Origin of the sequence: Tumebacillus amylolyticus (assembly GCF_016722965.1) — a bacterium.
GTDB classification, from domain to species: domain Bacteria; phylum Bacillota; class Bacilli; order Tumebacillales; family Tumebacillaceae; genus Tumebacillus; species Tumebacillus amylolyticus.
Genome location: NZ_JAEQNB010000003.1, coordinates 113,576 through 135,499 on the forward strand (window position 1 = coordinate 113,576; position 21,924 = coordinate 135,499).

Consider the following 21,924-nt stretch of genomic DNA (forward strand, 5'->3'; position numbering starts at 1 on the left):
CTCCTTACTTATACGCCGCAAGTTGCGGCCATTTCTTTGCCACGAGCACCAACGGGTCGAGGATGCGCTCCGCCACTTCTGCGTGTTCCCTCATCACGTAGCGGGTCAGCAAATGAAATTCCGTACATCCGCTGATCCATCCGTCTGTGCCGTACGCTCTCACCAATTCCAACACCTGTTCATACGTTTGCACCAACAAATCCGGACGACTCCCGTGTTGCTTCATCGTGTAGGCGAGATCATGGATGCGCCGTTGATCTTCCACACTGGGAATCACGATGCGTTCATGTTCGAGCAACCGCGTACGGTACGATCCGTTCGTTGCCAACAGCAGATACGTGCTCCGGCCCCGCTCCACTTCCCCCAAAGTCAGTGTCACGAGGTTGACCATCTGCTGCTGCATGGCTTCCGGATAGTGCCGGACGTAATAATGTGAAGTGATGCACGGAATAATCAAGCATTCAATCCCCATCCCCTGCATCTGCTCCCAAAGCGAGATCAGTTTCCGGGTTACCGCATCGTTCTCGCCCGCCTCAATCGAGGTCGTGCGGTCTGGAATGCTCGGATCGGAACAGAGCACCAACCGTGGTTTGTTCTGCTCCATCCCCAAGTTCAAGTTGTGTTCATAGATCGTGTTGACGAATTCTGCAGATGCAAACGGCCCCATACCCCCAAGCACGCCTACCAATTTTTGTTTCATGCTTGCTCTCCCCCGTTCCAAATCAATCTTTTACACAGAACTCCAATCAGACCCACTCCAAGCATGACGTATCCCGTGATGGAAAAAGCGGCGCTGACACCCAGCGCCCCGATCAACACACCGCCAAGCATCGGGCCGAGGATGACGACCGCCGATGTCAGCGAGTTGGTGATGCCGGTGATGCGTCCCATCGTCTCCGGCGGAGTCTCGCGTTGCCGCAGAAAACTAAATCCGATGATGTTAAACCCGACGCCCACTCCCCCAAGGAAGGAACATCCCAGAATCAACCCGGCAGAAGCGCCGACTTCAAGCAGCCCGAAGCCGCCAAACGCCACGCCGGTCAACAAACACCCCACACTGAGGGTCCAGCCAAACGACTTCATGTTCTTCATGCCCGACAGAATACCTCCGACACAGAACATTCCGAATCCGACCATCGCGATCACATACCCGAGAAGCGAAGCGGAGTCCGGAGCCAACGTTCGCAGCAAGATCCCAAACTGCGAGTCGACCATCTGCAACGTGAAAAAGCCAATCAGATAAAAAATAAAACTCATATACAACACGCGAATCGAGAACAGCGTGCTCCAACCTTCCTTCCAAGAGGAAAGCACCGAACTCTTCGCGGCCGCCATCTGTTGAGCAGATTCCATGCCCGGCTCTGCGACTTTGCCTGCCGAGACCAGAATCAACGCAGATACGAAAAAGCTCACCACGTTTATAACCAGGCAGACTTTGACAGAGAACAAAGCGATCAGCGTTGCGCCAAGCAACGGACCTGCCACTTTGGAAATCTGCATCACCATCCCGATCATCGTGCTGGCCTTTAATAAGTGCTCCTCTGCTACCGTTTTGCGCAACAGCGCTTGCTGTGCCGGCGTGTTAAAAATCGAAGCGGTGGCCCTCAGCAACATGATCGGAAGCGCCAAATACGGAGTACCCGCCCAGATCAGAGCGATCGTCAGCACGGCGCGTATCAAGTCCGTGCCGATCATCACCGGCAGCTTTCTCCAACGGTCGGCATACACGCCCGCCAACTGCCCGAGGAAGATGCTGGGCAACGCGTAGGAAATCGGCACCAACGCCACCAGAAACGAGTTGGCTTGCCACGTGTAGCTGAACAAAATCATCAGGGCGGTCATGTCGAACCAATCGCCGAAACTCGAGATGGAGTACGAAACGAACATCTTGGTAAAAATCCGATTCTTCCAAAGTGACTGCTGTGCTGCTGTTTTCTCCATGCACATCCTCCTCGTAGCCCGTTACCGTGTCGGTCGTTCGATTGAATCATTCACCGTTTTTACAACAACTATAAATCACATTGACAAGAATAGTATAATTAAGTTATGTTTCCATGTCTAGTAATATTTTTGTAGCAGTAGAACGAGAAAGTAAATTACATCTGTACAATATTTTATTAGAAAATTTTAGATTTCGGATTTAGAATAACTTTAGGTTAGCGTCATTGCTTGAATTTTTGGTACATTTCGGGTATTTTCAAGGCATACGAATTTTAGTAGGAGGATGGAACGATGGAGGTTCGAAGCGACATGATTGCCCTGTCGGAACTGCAACCGGGTCAGACGTTGCCCTTGGTGATTCAACCGGCGGCTGAGGGCGTCGATCTGTTGGAATGGGCGCAGCAGAATCGGGAGTGGTTGGAGCAAAAAGTACGGGAGCACGGCGGGCTGTTGTTCCGCAACTGGAACGTGACGGACATTGGCAAGTTTGAATCGTTTACTGCAACGATCTGTCCGAATCTGGAGGGCTATACAGAGCGCTCCACGCCGCGTTCGGAAGTACAAGGCAAAGTTTACACCTCGACCTCGTATCCCGCAGAGCAATCCATTCCGATGCACAACGAAATGTCGTATGCGGCTGCGTGGCCCAAGAAGATCTTCTTTTACTCGGTGGTCATGGCGGAAACGGGCGGTGAGACGCCGATTGCCGATTCGCGGGAAGTGTTGAAGCGACTGGAGCCGGCTCTGGTGGAGCGCCTTGCAGAACGCAAGATTCGGTATGTCCGAAACCACATGGCGGGGTTGGACTTGCCGTGGCAGGAAGTGTTCCAGACGAATGACAAGTCGGAAGTTGAAGCGTATTGTCGCCAAAACGGCATGACGTGGGAATGGAAAGCAGACGGAAGCCTGCGGACGACGGCGATTCGAGACGCTCTGGCGAAGCATCCGGTAACCGGGGAAGCGGTGTGGTTCAATCAGGCGCATCTGTTCCATGTCTCGAACTTGCCCGAGGAAGTGCAAGAGGCGTTGGTGTTTGCGCTGGGCGAAGAGAACTTGCCCCGCAACACGTACTACGGCGACGGTGCTCCGTTTGAGCCTGAAACGTTGGCGGCGATTCGCAACGCGTATGACGAAGTGACAGTCTCCTTCCCGTGGGAAACGGGCGACATCCTCATGCTCGACAACTACCTCGTCGCGCATGGACGAGCTCCCTACACCGGAGCCCGCAAAGTCGTTGTCACCATGGGTGACGTAACCAACGACCGCCATCTGGACAAATAGTCGAGAAAAAAAGGCCAGCTCCGCGTGGGAGCCGGCCTTTTTTTTATTCGTTTACGGGTGGTTCTTCGAGGATGACGTGGGCGTTGGTGCCTCCGATTCCGAAGGCGCTGACGCCGGCGCGGCGGATTCCTGATTCTACGACCCAAGGGCGGTGTTCTGCGTTGACGTAGAACGGAGAGGTCTCCAAATTCAGAGCGGGGTTCGGCTCTTTGAAATTGAGGCTCGGCGGCAGTTCACGGTGTTTCAGGGCGAGGGCCGTCTTGATCAGCCCCGCAACGCCCGCTGCAGCATCCAAGTGCCCGACGTTGGTTTTGATCGAACCGAGCGCACAGAACTGACGACGGTCCGTCTGACGGCGGAACACTTCGGTCAACGCCGCCACTTCAATCGGATCGCCAAGCGTCGTGCCTGTGCCGTGCGCTTCGATGTAGGAGATGTCATCCGGCTTCACGCCTGCCGCCGCTTGCGCTTTGGCGATGACTTGCGCTTGCCCGTTCTGACTCGGAGCCGTATAGCCGATCTTGAAGCTGCCGTCGTTGTTGATCGCCGACCCGCGAATCACCGCATAGATCGGGTCCCCGTCGCGCACCGCGTCAGACAAGCGTTTCAGGAAGACCATCCCGACACCACTTCCGTTCGCCGTGCCCGTCGCGTCCTTGTCAAACGCTCGACAATGTCCATCCTCCGAGTTGACGAAGCCCGGCTCATAGAGGAAGCCCTGCTTCTGAGGCAACGCAACGGAAGCGCCGCCTGCCAACGCGAAATCGGACTGGTGTTCAAGCAAACTCCTGCACGCCATGTGAACGGCGACCAGCGAAGTGGAGCAACCTGTGTCGATCAACATCGACTCTCCGCTAAGGTTGAGCTTGTACGACACGCGGGTCGTCAAGAACTTCGGCTGCGACGCGAGCATGCCTTGGAACAACTCCGACTGCGTGAGGTTCGGAACTCCTTGACGCGGCAGGTATTCGTAGCCGCCGCAACCGCCGTACACGCTGACAGGTGCACGGAGGTCATCGACATTGTAGCCCGCGTCCTCAATCGCTTCCCATGCGCATTCCAGGAAGAGACGGTGTTGCGGATTCATGAGACGGGCTTCCTTTTCCGGGATGCCGAAGAACGAAGCGTCGAATTTGTCGATGTCGTCCAAAATCGCGGCGACACGCACCAGTTGCGCACGAACTTCCGGGTCTTGGTTGAACGGCGTGTCCTCCACTTCCTCCACCGGGAACTCGCGCACCGATTCGTGCCCGTTGCGTAAGTTCTCCCAGAATTCATGCGGGGTGCTTGCATCCGGCAACCGCAGCGAGATGCCGATGATCGCCACGGCATCGTCTGCAACCCGCACAGAGCGTTGCTCTTCGACGGACGGCTCTGTCTCTCCCCCGCCCTCGCTCTGCTCGACCAACGCTTCCGACAAGCTTTGGATCGTCGGGTATTTGAAGAGATCGGTCAGCGGGACTTTCAAGTCGAGACGCTCTTGCAGGCCGTTGCCCACCTTCACCAACGCGAACGAGTGACCTCCGACATCGAAGAAGTTGTCTTGAAGCCCGAAGTCTTCGTGTTGGAGAGCGTCTTTCCAGAGATCGACGAGTTGCGCTTCCAGTTCGTTGGCCGGAAGCTGTACCGCCGCCGCTTGCGTGTTCGGCGGTTTTTTCACGTCGAGAGCTTGGAGGGCTTTGCGGTCGATCTTGCCGTTCGGGGTCATCGGGAACTCCGGGACTGCGATGACCACAGCCGGAATCATGTACTCAGGAAGCGATTGGCGCACATAGCGTCTCCATTCCTTCGCCGGGTGGTCGGCGTCCGTTTCCAAGTAGGCGAGAAGTTGAAGGTCGCCGTGCGCGTCAGGGCTCGCCACGACGAGGACGTTTTTCACATCGTCATGACGGGCGAGGGTGTTCTCGATTTCGCCGAGTTCGATGCGGAACCCGCGAATTTTCACTTGGTGATCGACGCGACCGAGGTATTCGAGCTCGCCGTTTTCGTGAATGCGGGCGAGGTCGCCCGTTTTGTAGAGACGTGTGCCGGACAATTCAGGGAGCGGGGCTTCGAGGAAGACTTCCGCCGTTTTGTCCGGGTTGTTCAGATAGCGGGCCGCCAAGCCGGGACCTGCGATGTAGATTTCACCCGCTTCGCCTCGCGGGACGAGTTGGGAGTTTTCATCGAGCAAGTAGAACTTGAGGTCGTCCAGCGGGACACCGATCGGGCTTCCTTTCCAATCGACGTCCACGTCTTGGCGCGAGATGGGACGGTAGGTGGCATGAACGGTGGTTTCGGTGATGCCGTACATGTTCACGAGTTGCGGACCGTTAGGGTAGCGGTCGAGGAAGGGACGCAAATGCGTGAAGTTCAAGGCCTCACCGCCGAAGATCACGTGGCGAAGATGACGACCGAGTGCGGCATCGGTGTTTTTTCCGTCTGCTTCGATGAGGCGGTAGAAAGCGGACGGGGTTTGGTTGAGCACCGTGACGTTTTCTTCAAGAAGCAGGTTGTAGAAGTCGGAAGTTGATTGCGCGACGACTTTCGGGACGATGACGACACGTCCGCCGTAGAGCAGAGCGCCGTACATCTCCCAGACGGAGAAGTCGAAGCAGTAGGAGTGGAACATCGTCCAGACATCCGAGCTGTCAAAGTTGTAGTACGGATGCGTGACATCCATGAGTCGGGCGACATTGCGATGCGTGAGCAAGACGCCCTTGGGTTTGCCGGTGGAGCCTGACGTGTAGATGGCGTAGATCAAACTGTCGGCGTTGATCACCGGAGTCGGATTGGTATCGGGCATCGCGGTCAAGTTGGCGCGGTCTTGGTCGAGAGAGAGCACCGTGCCTTGGAATTCGCGGAGAGATGCCGGTGTCTCGCCTTGGAGGAGCAGGAGTTGCGCACCGCTGTCCTCGACGATGTAGGTGATGCGCTCCTCCGGATAGTCCGGGTCGACCGGGACATAGACGCCGCCCGCTTTGACGACGCCAAGTATGGCGGCGATCATGTCAAGGGAACGTTCCAGAACGAGGACGACCGGCATTCCCTCAGCAACCCCGCGCTGGCGGAGCAAATGGGCGATGCGGTTGGCTTCAGAATTCAAATGGGAGTAGGTCCAAGACAGACCCTCACACGTGACAGCCAACGCGTCCGGCGTCGCAGTCACTTGACGTTCGAAGCGCTCTTGCAACGTGTCGTCCGCCGGGAAGTCAACCGGGTTTGGGTTGAGCCCTTGTAAGAGCAGGGCTCGCTCTGCGGGGGAGATTGCCGCCGTTGGTTCGGATGCAGCTTCATCGTTCGAGATTTCTACGGTGGAGGGCACCGCGGTTGACTCAGTTGCAACTTCGTCGGTCGAAAGCCCGAAGTTGGAAGGAAGCGTCGTTGTTTGCGAGTCTGACTTTTCTTTGACTGCCGTGATTGCTTGTGCTGTCGGCTCATAGGACAACAGTTCAAGCGCTTCTTGCCAAGAGGCGGCGAAGGATTCGACCGTCTCTTTTTTGAAAAGATCGGTGTTGTATTCGAAGGAGACGCGCATCTCGTCGTTCTCTTCATTTACAGAGACGGTGAGGTCGAACTTGCTGACGTGAGAGTCGGTTTCGATCATCGGTTCGTACAGCGGAGACATGGCTTCCAGGAACTGTCGGTAAGTGAACATGGTGGAGAAGATCGGCGAACGGCTGAGGTCGCGCTCCGGGTTCACTTTTTCGATCAAGAGGTCGAACGGAATTCCTTGGTGCCCATACGCGCTGAGGAACTGCTCCTTCACGGTCTGTATCAGATCACGACCCGTTCTCACGCCGGCTAAGCGCGTGCGAATCGCCAAGGTGTTGACGAAGAATCCGATAATCGGCTCCAAAGCTTCCGTCATACGACCCGCAATCGGGGTTCCGACGATGATGTCCTCTTGGCGCGTCTGCTTGTGCAGGAACAACACATATCCTGCCAGCAACAGCGTGTACAGCGAAACTTCCTCCTCCGTCGCCCGCTCACGCAGCGCGGTTGTGAGGTTTTGCGGGATCGTCCACCAGAGGACGGAACCGTTGTCGGTGCGAACTTCAGGACGCGGGAAGTCTGTCGGCAAGTCCAGCAGGGGCAACGGTTTTGCGAGCGTGTCGAGCCAGTAGGACTCGTCCTCCGCCCAGCGTCCGTTCTCAACTTCTTGCTCTTGCCATTCTGCGTAGTCCGCGTACTGAATCGGCAAGTCCGCAAGAGCTGCTTCCTCCCCGTTCACCAACGCTTCATAGAGAGCGGCGTGCTCGCGAGCGAGAAGTTCGTTGCTCCACCCGTCTGTGATGATATGGTGCAGGTTCAGGTAGAAGTGATAGTGCTCCTCTGCCAACTTGAACAGCAACGTTCTGACCAGCGGGCCTTTCGCGAGGTCGAACGGACGGTTTTCGTTGAGGGCGATCGTCTCGCGGATGTAGACGTCCTGTTCTTCGCGGGTTTTATTGGACAGGTCTTTGAAGAACGGGCGCAGGTTGCTTTTCGGCAGGATTTGCTGGCGAGGTTCACCTGTTACTTCAATAAATACGGTCCGCAAGGCCTCCTGCCGCTCCACGAGTTGGTGCAGAGCTTTCTCGAACAGTTTGACGTCGAGTGCGCGCTTGATCGAGATTTCCAACGGGACGTGGTAGGCGCGGCTCTCGGGGTTCATTTTGTGAATCAGCCAGAGACGGCGTTGGGCGTTGGAGAGCGGGTAGTGGTCTTTTTCCGGCGCTTTTGGAATCTCGAAGCTCGTTTCCGTTTCGCCCGCTTGGAGACGTTCGTCGATGGTGGCGGCCAGCGCATCGACGGTCGGGTTGGCGAACAGGTCTTTTAATTCGAGTGAGGTGTGCAGTTCGTTGCGAACGCGGTTGAGAATCTGGATCGCCAGCAACGAATGTCCGCCGAGATCGAAGAAATTGTCGCTGACGCCGACTTGTTCGCGCTTGAGCAGTTCTCCCCAGATCGCGGCCAGTTTTTTCTCCGTCGGCGTGGACGGAGCGATGTATTCGGCGACGATCTCAAACGAATCTTGGGAGGCGAAGTGCTCCAACGCTTTGCGGTCGACTTTGCCGTTCGGAGTGAGCGGCATCACGTCCAGTTGCACGAGGCGCGGTGGCACCATGTAGTCCGGTAGTTTGGCTCGCAGATGGTCTTTGAGCGCGGAGACTCCGAGTTCCCCGCTTGCCGTATAGTAGCCAAAAAGGGCTTTGTTCCCGTCCGGACCTGTGCGGGCGATGACGGCTGCCATCTCTACCGAAGGATGTTGGGTGAGCACTTCCTCGATTTCCCCAAGTTCGATGCGGAAACCGCGAATCTTCACTTGGTTGTCGACGCGGCCCAGATATTCGATCGTTCCGTCAGGCAGAAGACGAACGGCGTCGCCTGTTCGGTAGAGACGGTCGCCCAGGGTGCCCGGAAGAGAGTTCGGCACGAACGATTCTGCCGTTTTTTCCGGCTTGTTGTGGTAGCCCAGTGCCAATTGAACGCCTCCGACGTAGAGCTCGCCTTTGACGTTGACGGGGCAGAGTTGTCCGTAGGTGTTCAGGACGTAGAGCTGGGTGTTGGCGAGCGGTTTGCCGATGGTGATCAGCCCTTGCGGTCCTTCGTAGATCGCGCCGGATACGTCGACGGCCGCTTCGGTCGGGCCGTAGAGGTTGGCGAGTTTGGTGCCCGTCGGGTAGAGCGTGAACCAGTGCTCGACCAGTTTGGAAGGCAGTGCTTCGCCGGAAACGATGAGCGTGCGCAAGTTCGGGCGGTCGTGCGGCGGCATCTCTTGAATGGCGGAGACGACGACGGCGAGCAGCGACGGGACGAATTGCATGTACGTCGCTTTTTCCGAAAGCAGTTGTTGGATCAGGCGTTTCGGGTCGAGCACGATCTCTTGCGGCATGATTGAGAGCGTCGCTCCGTGGCGCAACGGCCAGAACAGTTCGATCACCGAGTCGTCGAAGCAAACGGTGGTGCGCTGGATGATGACGTCCGCAGGCGTTGCGTGGAAGGTGTCTTGGTGCCAGTTCAAACGGTTCAGAATGGCACGATGCTGGATGAGTACGCCCTTCGGTTGACCGGTGGAGCCGGAGGTGTAGATCATGTAGGCGAGGTCGTCCGGTGTGCCGATGGGTTCCGGGGTTGAGGTCGGCAGGTCTTGAAGCTCGTTCCAGACGTGTACGGACTCAGACCCGGACTTCGTGTCCATGAGCAGTACAGCTTGTAATCCTTGTGTCTCCACCTGCTCCAAGTACGCTTGCTTCGTCAGGAGCACACGTGCCCCCGAATCTTCCAGCATGTACTGAATTCGTTGCGCCGGGTATTCGGGGTCGATCGGCACATACGCCGCGCCCGACTTGAGAATCCCGTAGAGTCCCACCATCATCTCGACACTGCGTTCCATGAGGATGGCGACCAACTGATTTCGCTCGACTCCCTGCCCGCGCAAGAAGTGCGCCAGTCTGTTCGAACGCGCATGCAACTCGCCATAGGTCATCGTCCGACCTACACTCGGATCGCTCAACGCCACCCGCTCCGGATGTGACTCTGCCTGTTCGATGAACGCGTCCAACAGCAAATGTTCATTGTCGTACGCCGCTGCCGTCTCATTCATGCGTTCATAGACGCGCAAGTCTCCCTCGGTCAAAAGCGTCACCGCCCCAAGCGGCGCCGTTCTCTCCGTTGTAAATGACTCCACGACTTGCAGGAACAACGCGGTAAACTTCTCCACCGTCTCCTGCGTGAACAGATCGGAATTATATTGGAAGAACAAGTGCAACCCCTGTTCTTCAAAATCCATGAGGTTCAACTGCAGATCAAACTTGCTCGTCAACACCTCGAACGGATTCTCCGTCAACTCCAACGCAAAGTGCTTGCCTTGCAAACCTTTCGCCATCCCGATCTCATACTGGAACATCGTCGAGAAAATCGGCGAACGGCTCATGTCACGCTCCGGATTGATGCGCTCAATCAGCAAGTCGAACGGAACGGACTGATGGTCATACGCTTCCACCGCCAGTCGCTTCACCTCTTGCACCAACTCGCCCGCCGTTTGTACACCGTCCAGACGAACACGCAGCGCCAGCGTATTGACGAAGAAACCAAACACAGATTCCAACTGCTCCGCCGTCCGTCCCGCAATCGTCGTCCCGACGACGATGTCGTCGCTTCCGCTCAGATGGTTCAAGAGACGCACATACGCCGCGAACAGGAACATGAACATCGAGACGCCTTCGAGTTGCGTCGCTTTGCGCACGTGTTCGACCAAGTCCGCCGAGAGCACCTGCGAAACGAGACCGCCGTTGTACGTCTGCACCTCAGGACGCGGGAAATCGGTCGGCAAGTCGAGGATCGGCAACGGTTTGGCCAGGACGTTCACCCAATACTCTTGCTCTTGGGCAAAAACGCCCGCTTCCGCTTGTGCGGCTTGCCATTCTGCGTAGTCGGTGTATTGCAGTTCCACCGCAGGCAAGTTGGGCTCACGGTCTTCCACGAGGGCTGCGTAGACTTCCTGCAACTCGCGCAGGAACAGGTCTCGGCTCAGAGCGTCGGTGATGATGTGGTGCTTTTGCAGCAGGAATTGATATTCCGCTTCACCCGTACGGTACAGCATGGCACGCATCAACGGCCCGTTGCTGAAATCGAACGGCTTCGCTTCCGTCTCGCGCAATTTCGCCCGCAAGCGAGACTCCCGCTCAACTCCATCGAAGTTCGTCCAGTCGGCAAATTCCAACGCGAACGAGGAATCGTCCTGCACGAATTGGCGCGGCATACCGTCAACTTCGCGGAAGACTGTGCGCAAGGAACTGTGCCGGCGAATCATCACGTCAAACGCTTCTGCAAACTTCTCGAAGTGAATTTCGCCCTTCAGTCGGATGTTGAGGTTGACGTGGTACGCCACGTTTTCCGGATCGAACTTTTGGAGGAACCAGAGGCGTTTCTGAGCGTGTGACAGTTCGTAATGCGGTTGGATAGGAGCAGGCTCGATCCGGACGGTGCCCGCAGAGCGATCCAAGTTTGTATCTCCCGCTTCCAAACGAGATTCCACATGTGCCGCAAGTTCGGCAAGCGTCGGATACGCGAACAGTTCTTTCAACTCAAGCCCGACACCCAGCGTTTTGCGAATACGGCTGTTCACCTGCATCAGCAACAGCGAGTGACCGCCCAGTTCGAAGAAGTGATCCCCCGCTCCCACTTGCTCGCGACCCAGCAGTTCCGACCAGATCGAAGCCAGAGCTTCCTCTGTCGGCGTAGAAGGCGCTACATACTCCGTTCCGCTCTCGACCGCGTACTCCCCTGCCATGGCAACGAGCGCTTTGCGGTCCACTTTGCCGTTCGGCGTGAGCGGCATGCGCTCCAGTTGCACGAGACGCGGCGGGATCATGTAGTCCGGGAGTTTGATACGCAGGTGTTCCTTGAGTTCCGCAGCCTCTACGTTCTCGCGATTCGCGGTATAGAAGCCGAACAGCGAGTTGATACCGTCCGACCCCTTGCGTGCAAGGACGACGGCCATTACGACATCCGGATATTGAGAGAGCACTTCCTCGATCTCCCCGAGCTCAATTCGGAAGCCGCGGACTTTGACTTGGTTGTCAATACGGCCCAAATAGTCGATGTTCCCGTCAGGCAAGAGGCGCACAGAATCGCCGGTGCGGTAGAGACGATTGCCCGGGGTGCCCGGCAGAGAGTTCGAAACGAACGACTCTGCCGTTTTTTCCGGCTTGTTGTGGTAGCCGACGGCGAGTTGCACGCCCCCAACGTACAGTTCACCCGCGACGTTTACAGGACAGAGTCGGCGTTGGGGGTTCAAGACATAGAGTTGCGTATTGGCAACAGACTGCCCGATGGTGATGTGCTTCTGCGGACCTTCATAGATCGAGAAGGAAACGTCGACCGCGGCTTCCGTCGGACCGTACATATTGACGAGCTTCGTGCCCGTCGGGTAGATCGTGAACCATTGCTCGACCAATTTCGAGGGGAGAGCTTCTCCTGAGACGATGATGGTGTGCAACTGCGGGCGTTCACTTGCAGGCAACTCTTGTAGAGCCGAGACGACCACGGTGAGCAGAGACGGCACGAATTGCATGTACGTCGCGCGTTCCTGTACCAATTGTCCGATCAACCGCTCGGAATCGAGCACAACATCTTGCGGCATAATCGACAGCACCGCGCCGTGACGCAAAGGCCAGAACAGCTCGATGACGGAGTCGTCGAAGCAAACGGTCGTACGCTGAATCACCACGTCTTCCGGCGTCAAGGGGAACTCCTCTTGATGCCAATGCAAACGGTTGAGGATCGCTCGATGCTGGATGAGGACGCCCTTCGGTTGGCCTGTGGAGCCCGACGTGTAGATCATGTAGGCGAGGTCATCCGGGGTTCCTACCGGCTCAGGCATCGAGGTCGGCAGGTCTGAAAGATCATTTTCTTCCATTAACAGCACAGCTTGCAGGGACTCTTTCTCCACCACCTGCTCCATGTACGCCCGCTTCGTCAGGAGGACCCTCGCCCCGGAGTCGGCGAGCATGTACTGAATTCGTTGCGCCGGATACTCGGGGTCGATCGGCACATAAGCCGCGCCGGACTTGAGAATGCCGTAGAGCCCCACCATCAGTTCCACACTGCGCTCCATCATGATCGCGACCAACTGGTTTCTCTGCGCGCCTTGCGCCCGCAGGTAGTGCGCCACTTGGTTCGAACGCTCATGCAATTCGCCGTACGTCATCGTCCGTCCCACACTCGGATCGGACAACGCGATTCGCTCAGGATGCCGCTCCGCCTGTTCGACAAACGCTTCAAGCAGCAGATGCTCCAAGTCGTACGCCACCGCCGTCTCATTCAGCGCGGCGTATACTTGCTTGTCCATCTCTGTCAGCAGATCGGCTTCATACAACCCCTGCTCGGCATCCCCGAGCACCGCCGACAGCAAGCGCACATACTGCTCCGCCATCTTGGCCACCGTGGACTCCAAGAACAAATCCGGGTTGTACTCAAAGTACAGCGACGTCTCGCCGTCATGCTCCAACACTTTCAACGCCAGATCAAACTGGGAGGAGAGACGATGAATCTCAGCGGGCGACACTTCCAGCCCCGGCAACTTCAAAGCGAACGGCGTATTCTCAAACACAAACATCGTGGAAAAAACAGCCGATCGGCTCAAGTCGCGCTCCGGCTGTACTTTTTCAATCAGCCTGTCGAACGGATAGGTTTGATGATCATACGCCTCCACGCAACGCGCTTTCACCTGTTGCAACAACCCGCGGAACGTGTCTTCCGCGTCAAATCGTGCCCGAATCGAGAGCATGTTGATGAACACCCCGAGCAACGATTCCAACTCGGATGTCGTACGCCCCGCCGTCGGAGTTCCGACGATGATGTCTTCATCTCCGCTCAATCGGTGCAGCAGCAAGTGATACGCGGACAGCAAGACCATGAACAGCGACGCTTCCTCCTGCTGTGCGAACTTGCGCGCCCGCTCGACCAGTTTGCCGTCCATTGCATACGCAAACTGAGCCCCGGTGTCGGTCATGACGGTCGGGCGCTCGAAATCAAGCGGCAAATTCAACGTCGGCAACGGTTTCGCCAACGTCTCCAGCCAATACGCTTCCTCCCCGTCCAACTGCCCGGTTGCGAGAAGTTCATTCTGCCAAGCGGCAAAGTCCACATAGCGCAGATCGCCGGCGACCAGACTTGCTTCCTGACCGTGAGTCAACGCATGGTAAAACTCCGCCAACTCCTGCACGAACAGGCCGGTGCTCCACCCGTCCGAGATGATGTGATGCGTATTGATGTAAAAACGGTACGCCTCCGCCCCCGTGCGGAACAGCATCATCCGCGTCAGAGGACCGTCCGTCAACGAAAAAGGAGTCGCTGCATCTCCCGCCATCCGCTCTCGCCACGCCTGCTCCTGCTCATCAGGGTTCAGATGCGCCAAATCCTCAAACTGAACCCGCAACGAGACGCTCTCCCGAACCACTTGATACGGCACGCCTTCCTCTTCCAAGAACACCGTGCGCAAAATCCCATGCCGTTCCACCATTCGAGCAACAGCCGCTTCAAACGCCTTCAGATCGAGATTCCCTTTCAAAACGACGCTGTACGGCATGTGGTACGAAACGTTCTGGAGGTCCAACTGTTGCAAGAACCACAAACGACGCTGCGCATGAGACAGAGCATACCGAGACTGCTCCGGCAGACGAACGATGCCACGCTCCGTACCCACCGCCTTCGATCCCGCCAACCCGTCCAGATGCGCCGCCAACTCGCCCACCGTCAACTTGGCAAAAAAGTCCTGCAGCGTCACGCGCAGTCCTGTCGCTTCCTGCACCCGCGCCAAAACTTGCATCGCCAGCAACGAATGCCCGCCCAGCGCAAAGAAACTGTCGGCCACGCCGACTTTTTCAACCTTCAACACATGCGCCCAGATGTCGGCCAGCACGCGCTCCGTCTCCGTTGAAGGTGCCACATACTGAGTACCCAACTCCGGCTTCGCATCCAACGCCATCGCTTGCAGACCTTTGCGGTCCACTTTGCCATTGGGCAGCAGCGGCATCTCCGCCAAGAGATGGAACTGAGACGGAATCATCACGTCCGGCAACTTCTGCTGCAAAGACGCACGCAAGGACTCCACCGTGATCTCCTCTCCGGTGAAGTAGGCAATCAGCGTACAATCGCCCTCCTCCTCCGTCCGTGCCACCACCACAGCTTCGCGCAGTCCATCGACTCGCACCATCGCCGCTTCAATCTCCGCGAGCTCCACACGAATCCCGCGCACTTTCACCTGATTGTCCCGACGTCCGATATACTCGACCGACCCATCCGGCAGATAGCGCCCGAGGTCCCCCGTGCGGTACACCGGGTCCACACCTTCCTGCACGGGACGCAACGGATTCTGCAAAAACACCTCTGCCGTCAACTCCGGCCGCTTGTAATACCCAAGCGACAGGAACGGACTGCGGATGTAGATCTCCCCGACCTGCCCGATCCCGCAGAGCTTTTGTTTTACGTTGAGGATCAACGGCGCGGCACCTTTCATCCCGCGACCGATCGGGATCGGCTTGCCTTCCACGGGAAGTTTTTCGATGCGATGGAACATTTTGATCATCGTCGTCTCTGTCGAACCGTAAAAATTGACCAGTTGAATCCGAGTGCCGAAGATCTCCATCCACCGGCGAACATGCTTCACGTCCAGCACTTCACCCGCCATGAGAATATGGCGCAGATTCGGAAAAAGTCCCTCACGCGCTTCTGCCAACAAGAGGCGGAACACACTGGGGACGCAATGGATGATCGTCAACTGCTCAGATTCGATCCACTTCACCAACTCTGCACGATCCGACAACACGTCCTGCGGAGGCAAGCAAACCCGCCCGCCGTTGCACAGCGGGACGAAGATGTCGCGCAGAGAAGCGTCAAACGACAACGCGGCAAACTGCGAAACGCGGTCGCCCTCCCCGATGCCGAACTCCTCCGCTTCCCAACGGATAAAATGTGCGAGGCTCTTGTGACAACCCATGACTCCCTTGGGTCTGCCCGTTGAGCCGGACGTGTAGAAGATATAGTTCAAATCACCCGGTTCATTGATCACTTCCAGATTCCCGGACGAGTACGAATCCAACACCGAAAACGAGAACGCCTGCGCCAAACCGGACGCTCTCTCCTCAGGAACTTCGTCTGTGTACAGAGCGCGCATCGCCTGAAGCTCCGCATCTGCCACCAATTCCTGCAACTTCCCTGCAAACGAACGCTGTGAAATCACCCACTTGGGCGAAACTTCAGACAAGATCATCGTGAGCCTGTCCAACGGATACTTCGGATCAAGCGGGACAAATGCTGCTCCGGCCTTGAGCACGCCAAGCAACGTAACCACCATCTCCACACTGCGTTCCAAGAGGATCGCAATCGGTTCACTTCGCTCCACGCCCTGCTCTTGCAGGAAGTGCGCCAATCGGTTGGAGCGTTCCTGTATTTCTCGGTATGTCACCTGTTGCGAGCCGTACGACACCGCCACGTGGTCGGGGGTTTTTTCGACCTGCTCATTGAACAAGTGATGAATGATATGAGAGTGTTCATTCATCTCCAAATGCCTCCAATGCATGTTCTTCCTCATTAACCAAATTGATAAGAACAGTATAGGTCGTTAAATCTAGCCTGTCCAGTCAAAATTCAAGTTAGCTTTAATTATATTTATTCTAATAAAAACAGCGCCCCCGAGAGAGGCGCTGTTTTTTTTCCTACACTTTGGTGCGGTTAAAAAGTTTCTGATACGCAGCCATTGTTTCTTGCGCACATCGCTGCCACGTAAACTTCGAAGCCTGTTGCAACCCTGCGGTACGCATCTTGGCTTGCAAGTCCTCGTCGTTGAGAACTTTCACCATTCTTCCGGCGAGGTCGTACATATCATGCGGGTTGATCAGCAACGCGGCGTCCCCTGTCACTTCCGGGATCGAAGACGTGTTCGAGGTAATCGTCGGCGTGCCGCACGCCATCGCTTCAAGCGGCGGCAGACCGAAGCCCTCGTAGAACGACGGATAGACGAACAGATTCGCCGCCGCGTACAGATAGGGAAGTTCCAACACCGGCGCAAATCCGGTGAATACGACCTTGTCTTGCAAACGCAACGCCTCAACGAGCATCATCGTATCGTCATAATCACGCGCTTCCTTGCCGACGAGCACCAATTTGGTATCGGCGGGGATGTCGTGCTGAATTTCGTAGAAGGCATTGATCAGCCCTTTGACGTTCTTGCGCGGTGAGAATCCGCCGATGTAGAGAATATAGCGGGAGTTGATGCCAAACTTCTCCTGCACGTAGTTCTGCGCCTCTGCCTTGTCGATCTCACGGTACACGCTTTCCGGCGCTTCATACGTGACGACGACTTTGTCATCCGGCAGTTGGAAGATGCGCTGGATGTCCCGCTTGGAATGCTCCGATACGGTGATGACCAAGTCGGACTGCTCCATGATCCGCGGCATCTCGTTCAAGAAGATCTTGAGATACCCGCGCCCGACCGTCTCCGGGTAGATATACGGAATCAAGTCGTGGACGGTGACCACGTTCAAGCAGCCTTTTTTCGCAGGCAGGCCGATGCCGTTTTGCGGAACGTGGAAGATGTCGATCTGCTCCTGCTCCACGCTCATCGGGATGTGAACTTCCTCCCAGAACTTATCCTTGCTCCGTTCAATCGAATTGAACACCTCGTCAACCGACGGGTCGAGGTTTTTATATTCGTCACCCGGCCAGAAGAACCGATATTGATTCTGCTTGTCGAGCATGTGAAGATTCTTGACCAACTGGTACGTGTAGGTTCCGATGCCCGTACCTCGATACCAGATTGCTCCTCGTGCGTCTACGCCAATCTTCATCGTGTCACTCCTTCACGTCAGCGGATCTTCCCCTGTTCCAGCACATAGCGGGCTCCGTCTTCAAAGTCGCGGAAGAACCGCTCACGGCGATGCTTTTGTTCGGCCCACTTGCGCAAGCGCGATTCCAGCACGTCGGCAGGTCGGTTTTTTCCCACAAAATGATACCGTGCCGCTTCATACAAGTCCTGCGGGAAGCGAATCATCGCATGCAGCAGCCGTTCTTCCCCCCCGTGCGGAGTGGCGCGTTCAAAGTACGATTTGAGGATAAAAAAGGCCGTGCGGGCATCCCACTTGTCGCTTTTCATGTTGCGCAGGATCAACGAAGCGAGGTCGTGGGCGCGAATGTCGGAGATCGAATAATCGAAGTCGATGATCGCAATTCCAGGCTGACCGTTCTCCTGCGTGATCAACACGTTGTGATGCGCATAATCGTGGTGGCAGAAGCCCTGCTCTGCCTGTTCCAGCTTGGAAATCTCCTCGTACCGAGACGACAACAACAGCTCCACAGACCGCGTCGCTTCTTGGATACCATATGCGACCACGTCCGCATACATGTTGTCAAACGGCGTCCCGCCCTGCTCCGCTTGCACCTGCCAATTTCTCAGCTCTTCGATGCGCTCCAAAAAGTGTCCCGTCCACGACCCCCACTGTTCTTTGCCTGCAAGGCGTGAGGACGACGGAGGCGTAAACCCGCGCGTCGCTTTGTGGAAATCTCCCAAGCCGCGGGCAGACAACGCCAGGTCATGGATGTGGCTGTATTTGCTCTCCCGACCTTGGAGCCACTCCATGACGAAATATTTCGCATCTTCCAGAGTCACATAGAGGCGGCCGTCGCGGGTCGGAATCAGGCCGGGCACCTCGAAGCCTTGTTCCTTGACATGGCGCATCGCAGCGAGCGAATAGTCCAGTTCCTCGTCGGAGAGTTTGAACTTTTTGAGCGCCAAGATGCCAAGGGACGTGTTCAAACGCACCACCTTGCGCACTGATTCGGCGTCGTACACGTCAAATCCATACGCATCGAGCACTTCCGGCGCAAATCCGCTCTCTACCAGCGCTTGCGAGATCGTGGTCTGTTCCCCCATTGAAGTCCCCTCCCGTCTCTCTACAGGGAGGTCGGGAAGACGTCCAAACAGCTCTTCCATTCATCCAGTTTGGCAACTTCCTGACGCATTTTCTTGACAGCACCCTCCGGCGAATAGCGATGCGAGAGGAACCCGCGCTCCACGGCACGCCAGTAGCGTTGCGGGAAGTAGAGGATCGCTTTGAGCACTTGCAGTTCGTCTGCGTACAACGGGTCGATCGCATGATAGGTCTTGAGGATCGTCTCGGCGACTTCCGGGTTCCAGTCGGCACGGCGCAGCATCTTGCGCAGGAAGCGGGCGAAGTCGTGCGCACGCAGTTCATGAGCGCAGTAGTCGAAGTCGATGACCTGCATGACGCCCTCCGGCGTGCGGATGAAGTTGTGGTAGGTGAAGTCGCCGTGAATGAAGCCTTTTTGCCCGCGCTCGCGGTAGAGGACGTCAAGGTATGGCGATTCCTTGAGCAACTCGACGCTCTTGCGGGACATCTCCAACATCGGCTCGACCGTTTCGAGGAACACCGCTTCCATCTCATTGCGCGGCTCTTGGTCTTTCATGCGATCGTAGCAGACGAGGATGTCGTTCAACTGGTCTTCGTAGCGCTCGATCCAACCGCCCCAGCGGGTTTTGATCGATGCATCCAGCGTCGGGTTGAACCCGCGAGACGCGGCATGCAGTTTCGCTTGCACCTCCACGACTTCGATCAGTTGTTCCCGACTTTTGACATTCATCTCCTCACCGTCGAGCCAGTTGTTCAAGAACAACAGTTCCTCTCCGAGATCCACGAACGGACGGCCATCCACCGTCTTCACGAAGCGCGGCAAGGTCTGGAATCCGTTGTTCCAGAGATGCTCTTGCGCTTCGAACATGAATTGCAGCTTCTCCGGCTTGTGGGAGACTTTTTTCAGGGCGAACACCCCTTGATCGGTCTCGATGCGCACGACGGCGCGCACAGGTTTGGCGCTCAACACCTCGAACCCGTACAGCTCGCGCAGATCCACCCCCGGAATCACATCGCTCAGATCGTATGTCACACTTTCTTTCTTTGCCAAGTGAAGTCCCTCCTCAACCCGTTGAGTATTTCCACCCTAGCCTATGTAGCCGCCCACGAAAACGTGAGGCGTCCGCCCATCGCCGCCCATGAAAAAAGGCTCCTCGCACGCTTACGTGCAGGAGCCCTTTTCCAAGAACGTGATGAAGACGCCCGGAGCCACTTCGCGCTCCCCTGTCTCTCGAAAACCCTCGCTTCTATAGAGTTGCAACGCCGGTGTGTTGCGCGATCCGGTGGAGACGCGCAAGCCCGTTGTGAAGTCTGACACCGCTTGCAGGTGCCTAAGCAACTTGCGAGCGATCCCTTGGCGAAGGAAGTCCGGATGAACCATCATCCGCGAGATCACGAGAACGTCCCCCTCTCGCTCACAGGCGATGCTCCCCGCCAAGCGTCCGTCCCTCTCGTAAACAAAAAACGTCTCGCCACAGGCCATCAGCGTTTCCACCGTGTCATGCAGAGGAGGAATGCCGTCAAAGTCTATCAATTTTGCTTCTATTAAATAGGAAGGAATTTGTAGCGCAAGAAGCCTTTGGGCGTTCTCATGCAGTTGAATGTCAAGTTGTTTAATCATCTAGAACCCTTCTTTGAAAAAAATTTTTCTTGTTACTGCTTGTTTCGGCAGGAAAAACCCCTACCCTGTAAGGAATAGTCCTACTAACATCGAGTATACATTCCGAGACAGAAAGAGGTAACCCCTGGATGGAACACCTGGAAATCATTCATAAGCGCAACAAACTGCTCGCCAACCTCATGTGGTTCTCTTTGCTCTTGGGCGTAGGCAGCTCTTTTGCCGCGCACATGCCGCTCAAACCGACGCTGATTTTGCTTGCGGTCGGCGGTTTCAACTCCGTGTTGCTCACGATCTTGAACTGGCGCCGTGTGTTGACGACGAAGATCATGTTCCTCGTCGCGCTTATGTGTGCCGATGTCACGTTCACGATGGTGACGATGACCGAAGGCTTCACGAACTATTTCTTGATTTTTTACAACCTCGCCGCCGTCGCCCTCTACCAAAACTGGCGTCCCTTGGTGCTCTCCGGAGCTTTGGGATTGGGGATGACGCAGTACTTCTGGATGAACTACCGCGATACGATGTTCAAAGCGTTTGCGGACACCGATCTCCAGACCTTGCATTCCTTCATCTTGCTCGTGACCGTCCTCTTGGTGTTCTCCTGCGTGTTTTCGGAGCGACTGCGCAAGCAAATCGACCAGAAACACACCGAAGCGATGGAGGTCAAGACCCGCATCGAAGACCTGTTCCACCAAATCAAAGATTCGGTCGGGATCGTCACCCAGTTCTCCGAGAACTTGCGCGAGAACATCACCGTCACCCGCAGCATCTCCGATGAAGTCGCCGCCACCTTCACCGTCATCGCCCGCTCGGTGGAACTGGAAGCCGAGAGCGTCACAGACATCTCCGACTCGATGAAAGCGGTCGGCGAACGCGTAACATCTGCCAACCAAGCCTCGCTGACGATGCGCGAACTGTCTGCCGAGACCGCCCATGTCACCGAAGCGGGAAGCCGCGAGATGGCCACCCTCTCTCGGGAGATGGCGAACGTCGATGAGATCATCGACGTCACCGTTCAGATTACCGGCGATCTCAACAAACAGACCCAGCGCATCTCCGACATCGTCGAATCGATTGACAAGATCGCCGCGCAAACCAATTTGCTGGCCCTCAACGCCGCCATCGAAGCGGCACGCGCCGGTGAGCAAGGCCGCAGTTTCTCCGTCGTCGCCCATGAAGTCCGCGTCTTGGCGGAGAACTCGCTGGAATCGACCAAGGAGATCGCCGCCGTCCTGCATGAGATTCAGACCAAGACCGCCGAAGTCGCAAGCCAAGTCCAGAGCGGGCAAACGGCCGTCTCGACTTCGCAAGTGGCGATGAAGCGCGTGTCGCAGTTCTTCGGTCAGATCCAAGACAACACCACCCGTGTCGTCCAACAAGCAGGACACGTCGAGACGATGAACCAACATCTGCAGGAATCCTCCGTGCAGATCGCCGGCGAGATCGGCGCGATTGCCAACATGACGGAGCAGAACGCCGCCTCCGTCGAAGAAATTCTCGCCAACATCGAAGAACAGAACCGTCACGTTGCAGAAGTCGTGGCGAGCTATACGGAGTTGGAGCAATTGACGCTTCGACTCCGGGAACTGACCCAATCCTAAACTTACACCAGACGCAGAAAAGCCCCCGCCCAAAACGTATTTTTGAGCAGGGGCTTTTTGACTATACTGGAACAAAAGGGGGTGA

9 protein-coding genes are annotated in these 21,924 nt (G+C 56.5%); 2 read left to right on the forward strand and 7 right to left on the reverse strand.

The genetic code is table 11. The annotated features are described in order from the left end of the window. Positions 1-4: 4 nt before the first annotated feature. Both JJB07_RS10580 and JJB07_RS10585 read right to left on the reverse strand, forming a co-directional pair. Positions 5-700, reverse strand: coding sequence for an aspartate/glutamate racemase family protein (locus JJB07_RS10580; RefSeq protein ID WP_201634768.1), 696 nt, complete (start codon positions 698-700; stop codon positions 5-7). Further along, complete coding sequence (locus tag JJB07_RS10585; protein ID WP_201634770.1) at positions 697-1,941, reverse strand: MFS transporter; 1,245 nt, start codon at positions 1,939-1,941, stop codon at positions 697-699. Before JJB07_RS10585 ends, JJB07_RS10580 begins: the two co-directional genes overlap by 4 nt. Positions 1,942-2,232: 291 nt before the next feature. Between JJB07_RS10585 and JJB07_RS10590 the strand changes: the two genes are divergently transcribed. Then, entirely contained in the window at positions 2,233-3,222 is a 990-nt protein-coding gene (locus tag JJB07_RS10590) for a TauD/TfdA family dioxygenase (RefSeq protein WP_201634772.1), read from the forward strand. A gap of 43 nt (positions 3,223-3,265) precedes the next feature. Here the strand turns inward: JJB07_RS10590 and JJB07_RS10595 are convergent, their stop codons facing one another. From JJB07_RS10595 to JJB07_RS10615, 5 genes are all read right to left on the reverse strand, one after another. Continuing rightward, positions 3,266-16,249: a non-ribosomal peptide synthetase gene (locus JJB07_RS10595; protein WP_201634774.1), complete on the reverse strand. Its 12,984-nt coding sequence runs from the start codon at positions 16,247-16,249 to the stop codon at positions 3,266-3,268. A gap of 157 nt (positions 16,250-16,406) precedes the next feature. Then, the gene (locus JJB07_RS10600) at positions 16,407-17,537 is read right to left on the reverse strand and encodes a glycosyltransferase family 4 protein (RefSeq protein ID WP_201634776.1); all 1,131 of its coding nucleotides are present in this window, start codon (positions 17,535-17,537) and stop codon (positions 16,407-16,409) included. A 17-nt stretch (positions 17,538-17,554) separates the two neighbouring features. Continuing rightward, positions 17,555-18,619: a CotS family spore coat protein gene (locus tag JJB07_RS10605; RefSeq protein ID WP_201634778.1), complete on the reverse strand. Its 1,065-nt coding sequence runs from the start codon at positions 18,617-18,619 to the stop codon at positions 17,555-17,557. Between the two features lie 20 nt (positions 18,620-18,639). After that, the gene (locus JJB07_RS10610) at positions 18,640-19,668 is read right to left on the reverse strand and encodes a CotS family spore coat protein (RefSeq protein ID WP_201634780.1); all 1,029 of its coding nucleotides are present in this window, start codon (positions 19,666-19,668) and stop codon (positions 18,640-18,642) included. A gap of 111 nt (positions 19,669-19,779) precedes the next feature. Next, the gene (locus JJB07_RS10615) at positions 19,780-20,238 is read right to left on the reverse strand and encodes a GNAT family N-acetyltransferase (protein ID WP_201634782.1); all 459 of its coding nucleotides are present in this window, start codon (positions 20,236-20,238) and stop codon (positions 19,780-19,782) included. 128 nt (positions 20,239-20,366) lie between these two features. On the opposite strand from JJB07_RS10615, the gene JJB07_RS10620 reads away from it, so the two are divergent. After that, on the forward strand, positions 20,367-21,839 hold the full coding sequence (locus tag JJB07_RS10620; protein WP_201634783.1) for a methyl-accepting chemotaxis protein: 1,473 nt from the start codon (positions 20,367-20,369) through the stop codon (positions 21,837-21,839). Positions 21,840-21,924 lie beyond the last annotated feature (85 nt).

Coding starts and splice junctions, on each gene's coding strand:
- JJB07_RS10600 (WP_201634776.1), bottom strand. CDS start 17,537: ATGAAGATTGGCGTAGACGCACGAGGAGCAATCTGGTATCGAGGTACG.
- JJB07_RS10605 (WP_201634778.1), bottom strand. CDS start 18,619: ATGGGGGAACAGACCACGATCTCGCAAGCGCTGGTAGAGAGCGGATTT.
- JJB07_RS10615 (WP_201634782.1), bottom strand. CDS start 20,238: ATGATTAAACAACTTGACATTCAACTGCATGAGAACGCCCAAAGGCTT.
- JJB07_RS10585 (WP_201634770.1), bottom strand. CDS start 1,941: ATGGAGAAAACAGCAGCACAGCAGTCACTTTGGAAGAATCGGATTTTT.
- JJB07_RS10580 (WP_201634768.1), bottom strand. CDS start 700: ATGAAACAAAAATTGGTAGGCGTGCTTGGGGGTATGGGGCCGTTTGCA.
- JJB07_RS10620 (WP_201634783.1), top strand. CDS start 20,367: ATGGAACACCTGGAAATCATTCATAAGCGCAACAAACTGCTCGCCAAC.
- JJB07_RS10595 (WP_201634774.1), bottom strand. CDS start 16,249: ATGAATGAACACTCTCATATCATTCATCACTTGTTCAATGAGCAGGTC.
- JJB07_RS10590 (WP_201634772.1), top strand. CDS start 2,233: ATGGAGGTTCGAAGCGACATGATTGCCCTGTCGGAACTGCAACCGGGT.